The 14115-nt window shown below is 70.3% G+C and carries 2 protein-coding genes; both read left to right on the top strand.

The features are described from left to right. Positions 1-48 precede the first annotated feature (48 nt). The gene (locus ABZ478_RS38735) at positions 49-12171 is read left to right on the top strand and encodes an amino acid adenylation domain-containing protein (RefSeq protein WP_359557446.1); all 12123 of its coding nucleotides are present in this window, start codon (positions 49-51) and stop codon (positions 12169-12171) included. Positions 12172-12322: 151 nt separating this feature from the next. After that, positions 12323-14115: condensation domain-containing protein (locus ABZ478_RS38730; RefSeq protein ID WP_359557444.1), on the top strand; the 1793-nt coding region annotated here is incomplete at its 3' end.

The following is a 14115-nucleotide window of genomic DNA, read 5'->3' as shown; positions in this document are numbered from 1 at the left end:
GACTGGAACGCCGATGCGCACACATCACCCGAGGCGTCCGACACCACACTGCCCGATCTGTTCGCGGCGCAGGCGGCGCGCACACCTGAGGCCCCGGCGGTCGTCTTCGAGGGCAAGACGCTGACATACGCGGAAGTCAACGCGCACGCCAATCGGCTCGCCCATCTGCTGATCGCACAGGGCGTCGGTCCCGAAAGCGTCGTGGCACTGTCGGTACCTCGCTCCGACAACATGATCGTGGTGCTCCTCGCCATCCTGAAGGCCGGCGCCGCCTACCTTCCGGTGGACCCCGGTTACCCGGCCGAGCGGATCGCCTACATGCTCGACGACGCCGGGCCGCAGATGGTGCTCACGGTCATCGGGACGACCACGATCCGGACCGCGGCCGACGGCAGCGGCCGGACCGTACTGCTCCTCGACACCCCCGAGACGGCCGAACTGCTCGCCGGGAACCCCGACCACAACCCCACCGACGCCGACCGCGCCGCCCCGCTGCGGCCGCAGCATCCCGCGTACGTGATCTACACCTCGGGCTCCACCGGCCGGCCCAAGGGCGTCGTGGTCTCCCACTCCAGCGCCGTCGACCTCGCGACCTGGGCGGCCACCGACATCGGACCCCGACAGCTCAGCCGCGTCCTCGCATCGACTTCGCTCAACTTCGACGTCTCGGTCTTCGAGATGTTCGGACCACTGTGCTGCGGCGGCAGCATCGAGGTGGTGCGAGACCTGCTCGCCCTCACCGAGCGGACCGCGGACGGATGGTCGGGCAGCCTCGTCAGCGCCGTGCCGTCGGCGATCGCCCAGGTCCTCGCACACGGCGAGGTGAACGCCTGCGCCGAAACCGTTGTCCTGGCCGGCGAGGCCCTGTCCGCCCACGCCGTCACCGCCATCCGCTCCGCCATCCCGGGCTGCCGCATCGCCAACATCTACGGCCCGACCGAGGCCACCGTCTACGCCACCGCCTGGTACAGCGACCGTGAAGCAGACCCGGGCACACAGGCACCGCCGATCGGCCGCCCCATCTCCAACACCCGGGCGTATGTGCTCGACTCCCGGCTGCAGTTGGTGCCCGTGGGCGTCACGGGAGAGCTCTACCTCGCCGGTGACGGTCTGGCTCGCGGCTATCTGAGGCGTCCTGGGTTGACGGCGGAGCGGTTTGTGGCGGATCCGTTCGGTTGCGCGGGCGGCCGGATGTATCGCACGGGTGATGTGGTGCGGTGGCGTGCGGACGGGATGATCGAGTACCTCGGTCGTGCGGATGAGCAGGTGAAGGTCCGGGGTTTCCGGATCGAACTGGGGGAGATCGAGGCGGTTCTGACGCGGCATCCGCAGGTGCGGCATGCGGCGGTGATCGCCCGCGAGGACCGGGAGGGCGTGAAGCAGCTGGTGGCGTATGTCGTGGCCGACGGTGCGGCGGATGCCGCCGAGCTGCGCAGGCACCTGGGCGCGGAGTTGCCGGAGTACATGGTGCCGTCCGCCGTGATAACGCTGGACCGCCTGCCGCTGACACCGAACGGGAAGCTGGACCAGAAGGCGCTGCCCACCCCCGTGTACACCTCCGCCGCCGCTTCCCGCGCCCCGCGCACCCCGCACGAGGAGGAGCTGTGCGCTCTCTTCGCCGAGGTGCTGGGGGTGGAGACGGTCGGCGTCGACGACAGCTTCTTCGACCTCGGAGGGCACTCCCTCCTCGCCACCCGGCTCGTCAGCCGCATCCGCACGGTGCTCGGCACCGAACTGCCGATCAAGGCCGTCTTCGAAGCACCGACGGTGTGCCTGTTGGCCGAGCGCTTCGGCGACAGCGAAAGGCGCCGCACGCCCCTGGTCCCCGTCGAACGGCCGGGCATCGTGCCGCTGTCGTTCGCGCAGCGCCGTCTGTGGTTCCTGCACAAGCTCCACGGCCCGACGGCGACCTACAACCTGCCGGTGGCACTCCGGCTGACCGGACCGGTGGACATCGAGGCACTGCGCGCGGCCCTGCTCGATGTGCTGGACCGGCACGAGTCGCTGCGCACGGTGTTCCCCGAGTTCGACGGTGAGCCGTTCCAGCTCGTCATGGACGCGGAGGACGCGGAACTCTCCTGGGAACGGCGCCCGGTGACGGAGGCCGAATTGCCCGCGGCCCTGGAGGAGGCCGCCCGGTACGGATTCGAGCTGGCCGCCGAAATCCCCCTGCGTGCCTGCTACTTCGACATCGGCCCCGACGACGGCGTCCTTCTGTTGCTGCTGCACCACATAGGCGGCGACGGCTGGTCGGTGAGCCCGCTCGTGCGTGACGTCCTTTCCGCGTACACCGCCCGTGCGCGTGGAGAGGCGCCGTCGTGGGCCTCTCTGCCGGTTCAGTACGTCGACTACACGCTCTGGCAGCGCGATCTGCTCGGCGACGAGCACGCCCCGGGCAGCATCTACAACAGCCAGGTCGGTTACTGGCGCCGGCAGCTGGCGGGGCTGCCGGAGCAGCTCAGCCTTCCCATGGACCGGCCGCGCCCCGCCACTCCCTCGCACCTGGGGGATTCCGTGCTCCTGGAGTGGAGCCCGGAGCTGCACCAGCGGCTCGTGGCGTTGGCACGCCGGACGAACACCACCCTCTTCATGGTGCTGCAGGCAGGACTGTCCGCTCTGCTGACCCGCCTCGGCGCAGGCACCGACGTGGCCCTGGGCTCGTCCATCGCGGGTCGGATGGACGATGCTCTGGACGACCTGGTCGGGTTCTTCATCAACACGCTCGTCCTGCGCACCGACACCTCCGGCGACCCCACCTTCGAGGAACTCCTCGCCCGCGTGCGCACGACGAATCTGGCCGCCTACGCACACCAGGACGTGCCGTTCGAACACCTGGTCGAGCTCCTCAATCCGCCACGCTCCGCCTCCCAGCACCCCTTCTTCCAGATCATGCTCGTCCTCCAGCCCGACCTCTCCGCCGAGTTCGACGTCCCCGGCCTGTCGGTGGGCGCGGAGCAGGCGGATATCGAGACGGCCAAGTTCGATCTCGCCGCGCACCTCAGGGAGCAGCACGACGAAGCAGGTCGGCCGACTGGCATTTCCGGCGCACTGCGGTACGCGACGGACCTGTTCGACCGCTCGACGGTCGAGGGGCTGCTGGCCCGGTGGGCGCGATTGCTGGAACAGATGGCCGCGGATCCCTCGCTGCGCATCGGGCAGGTGGACCTGCTGGGCGACCTCGAGCGCGGCCAGATGCTGACCGTGTGGAACGACACGGCCGTCGAGGTGCCCGAGGCGACGCTGGCCGAGCTGTTCGAGGTACAGGTGCGACGAGCGCCCGACGCCGTGGCCCTGGTGTGCGGCGGAGAGAGCCTTGTGTACGGCGACTTGAACGCCCGGGCCAATCGCCGGGCCCACTGGCTGATCGCTCAGGGCGTGGGGCCCGAGGACCTGGTGGCGGTGGTGTTGCCGCGATCGGTCGACATGCTGGTGGCACTCCTCGCGGTGCTCAAGTCCGGTGGTGCCTACGTACCCGTGGACCCCGACTACCCGGCCGAACGCCGCGCGTTCGTCCTCGCCGACTCGGCACCGGTCGTCGTCCTGGACGAGGAGGCGATGCGCCTCGACGTCTCCTCGTTCCCTGAAACCGATCCCGAGCCCGACGTGGATCCGCAGCATCCCGCGTACGTCATCTACACCTCGGGTTCCACGGGAACCCCCAAGGGCGTCGTGGTGGAGCACCGGTCCATCGTCAACTACCTCAACTGGTCGACCCACCACTATCCCGCGGCGCGCGGCGCCACCCTGGTGCCGACGTCCATGGCGTTCGACCTCACGATCACGGGCCTGTACACCACCCTGACCGCGGGCGGGCGTGTCTACCTGTCGACGCTGCAGGACGCGCCGTCGAACCATGCCGACGTCCCCGTGGCCCTGCTGAAGGCCACTCCCTCGCATCTGCCGATGCTGGCGAAGCTGCCGAAGGCATGGTCGCCCGGCGAGATGCTGATCCTCGGCGGTGAGGCACTGACCGGCGAGGCCATCGCCCAATGGCGCAAGGACCACAAGCGGGTCACGATCGTCAATGACTACGGACCGACCGAAACCACCGTCGCCTGCACGGAGTTCCGCATCGGTCCCAGGGACACGGTGCCGTCGGGGCCGGTCCCGATCGGCCGCCCCTTCTGGAACATGCGGGCCTACGTCCTCGACGCCCACCTCAACCTGGTGCCCGCCGGCGCGGTCGGCGAGCTCTACGTGTCCGGCGGACAGCTGGCACGAGGCTATCTGGGCCGTAGGGGCCTCACGGCGGAGCGCTTCGTGGCGAACCCCTTCGAGCCCGGCACGCGCATGTACCGGACGGGCGACCTGGCCCGCTGGCGCCCCGACGGCCAGCTGGTGTACGTGGGGCGCAGCGACGAACAGGTCAAGATACGGGGGTTCCGCGTCGAGCCCCATGAGATCGCCACTGCCCTGCTGACGCATCCCGCGGTGGATCAGGCCGTCGTCGTGCCCCGGGAGGTCCACGGGAACGTCCAGCTGATCGGCTACGTCGTGGCCGCGGCCGACGCGGACACGTCCGAAGCCGCGGAGCGGGACGGCGTGGACTCCGGCGCGCTGCGCGCCTACCTTGCCGAGCGCCTCCCCGAGCACATGGTCCCGGTGACCGTGGTGGCGATCGACGCCGTGCCCCTGACGCCCAACGGCAAAGTGGACCGGCGGGCGTTGCCCGCACCGGACTTCGGCACCGCGGGTGGGCGAGCGCCGCGAACGCCGCAGGAGGAGACGCTCTGCGCGCTGTTCACCGAGGTCCTGCACCTGGACCGGGTGAGCATCGACGACAACTTCTTCGGCCTCGGGGGCCACTCGCTCCTGGCGACCCGGCTGGTCAGCCTCATCCGCTCGGAGCTGGGTGCGGAGATCCCCATCGGCGTGGTGTTCGACACCCCGACCGTCGCCGGACTCGCGGCACACCTGGAGCTGGGCGGTTCCACCCGCGCCCCCTTGGTGCCCATGCCTCGCCCCGATGTGGTGCCGCTCTCCTTCGCGCAGCGTCGGCTGTGGGTCCTGGATCGTCTCGAGGGTCCGACGTCCGCCTACAACTGGCCCTTTGCCGTCCGGTTGTCGCCGTCGCTGGACGAGGACGCGCTGCGGGCGGCCCTGCGGGATCTGGTGGAGCGGCATGAGCCGCTGCGCACGGTCTTCCCCGAAGCGGGCGGCGAGCCGCGCCAGGTGGTGCTTGCGCCGGCCGAAGCCCCGCTCGACCTGCGGATCGAGCGGGTGGCGCAGGACCGGCTGCACCGGGCCGTGCAGGAGGCGATCGGCCGCCCGTTCACCCTCGACAGCACACCGCCCGTGCGGGCGTCGCTGTTCGTACCCGACACGGAGCCCGGCGGCACGCCCGAAGGGCCCGTCCTGGTGGTCGTGATGCATCACATCGTCAGCGACGGCGCTTCACGGGCTCCCCTCACGAAGGACCTCAAGACGGCCTACGAGGCACGGCTCGCGGGGACGGCCCCCGCCTGGCAGCCACTGCCCGTCCAGTATGCGGACTACGCGCTCTGGCAGCACGAGCTGCTCGGTGGCACCGACGACCCGGACAGCCTGATGTCGCAGCAGTTGGCGTACTGGAAGGACGCCCTCGACGGCATCCCCTTCCAGATCGAACTGCCCACGGACCGGCCCCGGCCGATGGTTTCGAGCTATCGCGGCGACACCGTCACCTTCGCCTTGGACGCCGAACTGCACGCCGCGCTGCGCGGCTTGGCGGCCGACTCCCGCTCGACCATGTTCATGGTCCTCCAGGCGGGCTTCGCCGCCCTGCTCAGCCGGCTCGGTGCCGGAGACGACATCCCTGTCGGTGTGCCCATCGCGGGCCGCGCCGACGAGGCGCTCAACGACCTGGTCGGCTTCTTCGTCAACACCCTGGTGCTGCGGACGGACACCTCGGACGACCCCCGGTTCGACGAACTCCTCGTACGGGTCAGGGAGCGCTCACTCGCGGCGTACGCCCACCAGGACCTGCCGTTCGAGTACCTGGTCGAGGCGCTGAACCCGGTGCGTACGCGGTCCGGCAACGCCCTGTTCCAGGTGATGTTCGCGCTGCAGAACACGGACATGCCGACGCTTCACCTCCACGACGAAGAAGTCACCGACCACCCCCTGGACCACGACAGCGCCAAGTTCGACCTCTCCCTGCATCTCGTCGAGATCGAGTCGGACGAGGGCGGGCCCGCCGGGATCGCCGGTGCCCTGGAGTACGCCACGGAGTTGTTCGACGCCGCCACGGTGGAGCGGATCGCCGCCCGGTACGAGCGGCTGCTGCGCGCGGTGGCACTCGACCCGACCGCACGGATCTCGGAGGCCGAACTGCTCTCCGCCGAGGAACGGGCAAGGGCGCTGGACGCTCCGAACACCGGCGGGTCCCCGGCACCGGCCGCCACGCTTCACGGGCGCTTCGAGGCGCAGGCGGCGCTGACGCCCGCGGCCGCTGCCGTGTACGCCGGAGCCGAGCAGAGCGACTACGCCACCCTCAATGAGCGCGCCAACCGACTGGCTCGCCTGCTCGCCGGTCGGGGGATCGGCGGCGAGGACGTCGTGGTGCTGGCACTCCCTCGGTCGGTGGACCTGGCCGTCGCCATGCTGGCCGTCCTCAAGGCCGGTGCGGCCTTCCTCTGCGTGGATGCCGACGGCGGCCGGCCCGGCCCCCTGGAAGGCTTCGACGGCCCGGTGCCGGAAGCCCTGATCACCACGGCGGAAATCCAGGGCGGCTTCACGGAGTTGCCGCCGGTCACCGTGTGCCTCGGCGCCACCGAAACCGAAGCGGAGCTGGCGGCCCGCGCGCCGCACGACCTCACCGACACCGAACGGACAACGCCTGTACACGCCCACGGCGCGGCGTACATCGCGCACACCGCGAAGAGCCGAACGGGCGTCGTGCTCTCCCACGCGAATGCGACCGAAGCGCTCGACTCGCTGCTCGAACGCGTGCCGATGGGCAAGGACGACCGCGTACTGGCCGCCACGGCAGCCGGTCACGGCACCGCGGTCCTGGAGCTCTTCGCCGCGCTCCTCTCGGGCGGCAGCGTGCTCATCGCGCCGTCCGGGGCCCTGCACGACGCGGCGGCCCTGCGGCGCCTCCTCGTGGACAGCGGCGCGAAGGTCTTCCTGACGACACCCTCCGTCCACCGCTCGCTGATGTCCACGCACCACGACGGGCAGGGCCCCGCGCCCCTCGCCGGCCTTCGCCTGCTGATCGGTGGCGAGACCCTGCGAGCCCCGCAGAGGGATGCGGTCGGTCTCTACGGGACGACGGAGACCACGGGTTGGGTGACCGCCAGCGCCCCGGCCGGGCCCGGGGTCGCCGACCGCGCCCCGACGGACCGGCCGACGCTCGGAACACCCCTCGGCGACGCCCGGGTGTATGTGCTCGACTCCCGGCTACGGCCGGTGCCCGACGGTGTCGTCGGCGAACTGTACGTGGCGGGCCCGCTGCTGGGCCGCGGCTACCGAGACCGGCCCGGGCTCACCGCCGCACGGTTCGTCGCGGACCCGTACGACGGATCCGGCAGTCGGATGTTCCGCACGGGCGACCTGGTGAAGTGGCGGGCCGGAGGCGGCCTCGAATGCGTTCGCAGGGCCGACGAACCCGTCACCGTGGGCGGGGTCCGTATGGACCTGCGGGGAATCGAGGACGCCCTCGAGGCGGAGAGCGACATCGCCGCCGCTGCCGTCCAGGTGCGGAAGGACGGGGATGTACCGCAGGTGGTCGCCCACGTCGTGCCCGCACGCCGAGGCTCCGGCGACCTGGACGTCTCGGACCTGCGGGAACGCCTGCGGCGACGGATGCCGGAGCATCTCGTACCGGCCGTTTTCGTGGCCCTCGACAGCCTGCCTCTGACCCCGACCGGCAGGCTGGACCACGCCGCGCTCCCGGCCCCCGGCCACGAGGACCCCGATGCGGCGCGCGGGCCCCGGACACCGGAGGAGGAGACGCTGTGCGGCCTCTTCGCCGAGGTCCTCGGGGTGGAGCGGGTGAGCATCGACGACAGCTTCTTCGCTCTCGGAGGCCATTCCCTCTCGGCCATCCGCCTGCTGGTACGCGTACGCGGAGCGCTGGGCGTGGAGGTGCCCCTCGGGGCGCTGTTCGAGGCCCCGACCGTCGCCGGTCTCGCCGCCCGGCTCGACGGGGACGGCACGGTACGCCCGACGCTGGCGCCCCGCCCCCGTCCCGAGGCGGTTCCGCTCTCCTTCGCGCAGCGGCGCCTGTGGTTCCTGCACAAGCTGGAGGGCCGCTCGGCCACGTACAACGTCCCGCTCGCGGTGCGCCTCACGGGCCCCGTCGACGAGGAGGCCCTGCGGGCAGCCGTCCTCGACGTGATCACTCGTCACGAGGCGCTGCGCACGGTCTTCCCCGAGAGCGACGGGGAGCCCCGCCAAGAGGTGCGGGACATCACCGAGGCCGACTTCGGCTGGCAGATTCGCCGCACGGCGGAATCGGAGCTGTCGCAGCGGCTGACGGACGCCGCGCGGTACACGTTCGACCTGTCCTCCGAGATCCCGGTGCGGGCCGAGCTGTGGCAGGTCAGCGAGGAGGACGAGCAGGACGAGGTCTCCTCGCGCGTGCTGATGGTGCTCATGCACCACATCGCAAGTGACGGCTGGTCGCTGCTGGTCTTCCTCCGTGACCTTTCCACGGCGTACGACGCCCGGCGCGGCGGCAGGCCGCCCCGGTGGGCCGACCTGCCGGTGCAGTACACCGATTACACGCTGTGGCAGCGAGACCTCCTCGGTGACGAGGAGGACCCCGACAGCACGGTCGGGCAGCAGATCGCCTACTGGCGCAAGGTGCTGGCGGGGGCACCGGATGAACTGCTCCTGCCGGTCGACCGGCCCCGGCCGGCGGAGCCGAGCTACGCGGGCGAGACCGTCCGGTTCGAGCTGTCCGCCGAACTCCACCGCGCCGTCGTCTCCTTGGCGGCGCACTCCGATGCGAGCCCGGCCATGGTGCTCCAGACCGCCGTGACGGTGTTGCTGTCCAAACTGGGGGCCGGCGACGACATCGTCCTCGGCACGGACACGGCGGGCCGGGTCGACGAGGCCCTGGAGGACCTGATCGGGTTCTTCGTCAACATGCTGGTGCTGCGGACCGATCTCTCCGGAGACCCCAGCTTCGGCGAACTGGTCCAGCGGGTCCGGGAGTCGAACGTTTCCGCGTACGAGCATCAGGACCTTCCGTTCGAGCGCCTCGTCGAGATCATCAATCCGAACCGGTCCGTCGCACGGCACCCGCTGTTCCAGGTGCTGGTGAGCTTCGGTGTCAGGGGGGAGAGCGCGGAGCAGGGCGCGGGAGACCTCGATGCCGAGTCGCTCCCCCTCGAGACGGACGCGGCCAAGTTCGACCTGGAGTTCTCCTTCAACGAGCGCCTCGCGGAGGACGGAACGCCCGATGGGGTCGTGGGCTCCCTGCGCTACGCCACGGAGCTGTTCGACCGCTCGACGGCGCTGACCTTCACCGATCGCCTGGCCGCGTTGCTGGGTGCCGCGACGGCCGACCCCGCGCGGAAAGTCAGCGGACTGGACGTGCTCACACCTGAGGAGCATCAGGACCTGGAGGCGTACGCGGCACGGGCCGGGCTCTCGACGGACCGAAGCCGCGGCACGGCCGCCACCGTGGTCGAGATGTTCGAGGAGCAGGCCGCGGCGACACCCGACGAGACGGCCGTCGTCGCAGAGGACGCGTCGCTCACCTTCGCGCAGCTCAACGCACAGGCCAACGGACTGGCCCGTCGTCTGATCAGCCACGGAGCCGCACCGGCCCAGGTGGTCGCTCTCGCGGTGCCACCGTCCGCCCAGGCCGTCGTCGGCCTGCTCGCAGTGCTCAAGACCGGCGCCGCGTACTTGGCGCTCGACGTCGCATCGGGACAGCGGGGGTGCCCGGAGACCGCCGAGTCGGCCGCCGCGCTCCTGGTCGTCACGGAGGCCGGCCTCTACGGACCGGCCGGAGACGACGCGGTCCGGTCGTTGCTGCCTCATGACACGCAACAGGCCGAATCAGGCGTGGTCCACGGTGACGTGACGGACGAGGAGCGTACGCAGCCTCTCCTGCCCACACTCCCGGCGCAGGCCTTCGCCGAGCCCTCGGCCCGTCCTGTCCTGCACGCCGTTCTGGCCGGGCTGCTCGTGGAGCACCGGCGGAGCATCTGTGAGCGGGCCGCGGCCGAAGCCGGTCGCCGGTTGCGGGTGGCCACGACCCTGCCGCTCTCCGCCGCCCATTCCTGGGACGTGCTGTCGGCCCTGGTCGCCGGTCACGAACTGCACGTGCTCGGCGTCGAGGAGCAGCAGAGCCCCGGCCCCGAGGAGACGGTGCGGGCCGTCCGGTCGGCGGGGGTCGACCTGCTGGGCACCACACCGCTCCAGGCCGGAGAGCTGCTGTCCGTCGGCTTGTTGTCCGAGGGCGGTCACCGGCCGACCACGGTTGTGCTCTCCGGGGACCCGGTCGGCGCGGCGCTGTGGCGGCGGCTGACGGACGAGCCGGAGGTCGAGGCGTACGCGGTCCACCGTCCCGAAGGGCACGGCGGAGCAGCGCTGGCCGCCCGTCTGAAGGCCACCGCGTCACCCGTACTCGGCCACCCGGTAGCCGGGACCAGGGCCTACGTGCTCGATACGGCGTCGCATCCCACGGCGCCCGGAGTGGTGGGCGAACTTCACGTGACGCACGGCCCGCACCACGGTGACGAATCGACGTGCGCCACAGGAGAGCTGGTGCGCCACCGCGCGGGCGAGCACGGCTTGGAGCTGGAGTTCGTCACGCATGCCCGGGACTGCTCCGTCGAGGGGAGGCCGCGTTGCGAACCGCGGAACACCGTGGACGCGCTCACCGCGCACCCCGCCGTGTCGCAGGCCGTCGTGCTCGTACGGAAGGACGCCACGGGAAATGAGGTCCTGACCGCCTACGTGGTGACCAGGCGCACGGATGCGGATCCCGGCCAGGGATCCGGGCACGGGCCCACTCCTGAGGCGCTGCGGTCGTACGTGGCCGAGCGGCTCTCGGAGATCCACGTCCCCGAAGCCGTGATCCCACTGGATCGGCTCCCGCTCACCGCTCACGGAGAGTTGGACCGGCAGGCGCTGCCGATGCCCCGAGCCGTGCCCGCCGAGGGCTTCGGCCAGGGGCCGCGGAATCCCATGGAGGAGCAACTCTGTGCCCTGTTCCAAGAGGTGCTGAACGCACCACGGATCTCCGTGGACGACAACTTCTTCGAGCTGGGCGGTCACTCCCTCTCCGCCATCAAGCTGCTGGTCAGGGTGCACGCCGTGCTGGGCGTCGAACTCCCGGTCAGGGCCATGCTCGAGAACCCCACGGTGGCCGGACTCGCGCGGCGCGTCGCAGGCGACTCCGCCGGGAGCGCGCTGGCGGTCGTCCTGCCGCTCAGGGCCCACGGAGACCGCCCTCCGGTCTTCTGCATCCACCCCGGCAGTGGCCTCAGTTGGACGTACTCCGGGCTGCTCCGCCACATCGACCAGGACACACCCGTCTATGCCGTGCAGGCACGTGGGCTCTCGGGTGACGAACCACTGGCGGAATCCGTGGAGGAGATGGCGGAGGACTACGTGGCCCGCATCACCGAGATCCGCCCCGAAGGGCCTTACCACCTTCTCGGCTATTCCTTCGGCGGCGTCGTCGCGCACAAGATGGCGGAGATCCTGGAGCGACGCGGGGAGCGAGTCGGGTTTCTCGCCCTGCTCGACTGCAATCCGACCCCTGACGTCACCAGGCAGGAAGTGGAGAACGCACAGAGCAGGGCCCGGGTGACCGATGTGTACCGCGCCATGCTCGGCATCTTCGACATCGAGCTGAGTGACGAGGAGGCCGCCCGGCTCACCGACGAGACGACGGCTCGCCTGCTCAGCACGGAGAACACGGCCCTGGCCGGCATCAGGGAGTCCGAAGCCCGGGCCATGATGCACGTGACGATCAACAACCTCCGTCTCGGCCTGGACGTGACGCACCGTCCCGTTGCCGCGTCCGCGCTGGTGTTCGCCGCGATCGACGACGAACTGAACCGCCGGCTCGAACCTGACGAGTGGACTCCGTACGTCAAGGGCGGAGTCGATTTCCGGGAGATCGACTGCAAGCACACACACATGCTCAATCCCGAACCGCTCGGTGAAATCGGGCCGATCATCGCCGAGAAGCTGCGCACAGCGTTCCAGGACGCCGTGGATTGACCCGCTTCTTCGAGAGCCCCATCAGCCGCCGAGCAATGCAACCAGCACTTTCAGGAGAGTGAGCAAGAAGTTGGACACCAAGGCGTCCCCGTCGAACCCCTCCCCGCACACTCCTGGCGAGGGTGAGCAGTCGAACCGCACGGACGAGCAGGTGCTGCGCGGTCTGATCGCCGAGGTCCTGAATGTGCCGGAGGTCGGTCCGCACGACGATCTCTTCGAGCTCGGCGGCCATTCGCTGTCGGCGATCCGGCTGCTCGTCCAAATCCGCGGCGAGTTCGGCGTCACGTTGCAGATCAAGGAGATCTTCGAGGCACCGACGGCGGCTGCCCTCGCCGTGCGGCTCGGCGGCGGCTCGAACGGCGCGGCGGGAGGCACGGCCCACGCGCTGGTGCCGGTGGCCCGTCCCGCCACGGTGCCCCTCTCCTTCGCCCAGCGGCGGCTGTGGTTCCTGCACAAGCTGGAAGGCCGTTCCGCCACGTACAACGTTCCGCTGGCGCTGCGCATGTCGGGCACCGTCGACGCCGCCGCACTGCGTGCCGCTCTGTGCGACGTGGTCGCTCGGCACGAGTCGCTGCGCACGGTCTTTCCCGAGGTCGAAGGGGAGCCGCGCCAGCTCGTGCTGGAGCCGGCGAAGGCGGAATTCCACTGGGAGCAGCAGCGGATATCGGGGCCCGAACTGCCCAGGGCTCTGCGTGAAGCGGCACGCCACGGCTTCGACCTGGCGACCGAAACTCCCCTCCGGGCTCAGCTGTTCCACACGGGGCCCGACGAGTCCACGCTGCTGTTGTTGCTCCACCACATCGCGGCGGACGGCTGGTCCATGGCCCCGCTGGCCAGGGACGTCATGAAGTCGTACGCCGCCCGCACCGAGGGCCGCGCCCCCGAGTGGTCCGAACTCTCGGTCCAGTACGCGGACTATGCCCTGTGGCAGCGTGAGCGCCTGGGGGACACGTCGGACCCCGAGAGCGCCTACGCGCGGCAGGTCTCCTTCTGGCAGGAGACTCTGCAGAATCTCCCCCCCGAGGTCACCTTCCCCACCGACCGCCCCCGGCCCGCGGTGCCCACCTACGAGGGCGCCCGCCTCGACCTCCACCTGGACGGCGAACTCCACCGTCGGATAGTGGAATTGGCGCAGGCGTCGGGCAGTACGGTGTTCATGGTGCTGCAGGCGGGAATGGCGGCGCTTCTGACCCGTCTTGGTGCCGGCCACGACATTCCCCTGGGCAGTGGTGTCGCCGGACGCACCGATGAAGCACTCGACGATCTCGTGGGTCTCTTCGTCAACACCTTCGTCCTGCGTACCGATACGTCCGGAGATCCCACCTTCGAAGAGCTCCTGCATCGTGTGCGCGATACCAGCCTCGCTGCCTACGCGCACCAGGACGTTCCCTTCGAACACCTCGTCGAGCTCCTCAACCCCCACCGCACCACCAGCCACCACCCCCTCTTCCAAGTCGCGATGGTGCTGCAGAACGTCCCGCGGGAGGAGTTCCGCCTGCCGGAGCTCCAGGTGCGGAGCGAGTTCATCGGCACCGGAACCTCACGGTTCGACGTACTGATCGAAATGTATGAGCGGCACGGCGCATCAGGTGATCCGGAGGGCATCCAGATCCACGCCGAGTTCTCGACCGATCTTTTCGACGGTGAGTCGGTTGAGGGCTTTTTGGCGCGTTGGGTCGGGTTGTTGGAGCAGGTCGTGGTGGATCCTCTGGTGCCGCTGGGCCGTCTGGAGGTGGTGACCGGTGTCGAGCGTGAACGGCTTTTGGGGGCGTGGAGTGGTTCGGCTGTCGCGGTTCCGGAGGCGGGTCTGGTCGAGTTGTTCGAGCAGTCGGTGCGCAGGTCCTCGGGGGCGGTTGCCGTGGAGTGCGGACATCGGTCGCTCACGTATGGGGAGTTGAACGGCCGGGCGAATCGTCTGGCGCGGTGGCTGGTTTCCCGGGGAGT

The sequence above is a fragment of the Streptomyces sp. NPDC005706 genome, assembly GCF_040631045.1.
Lineage (GTDB): Bacteria > Actinomycetota > Actinomycetes > Streptomycetales > Streptomycetaceae > Streptomyces.
Note: the sequence above shows the minus strand (reverse complement) of the source record. Positions and strands in the feature narration are given on the sequence as shown.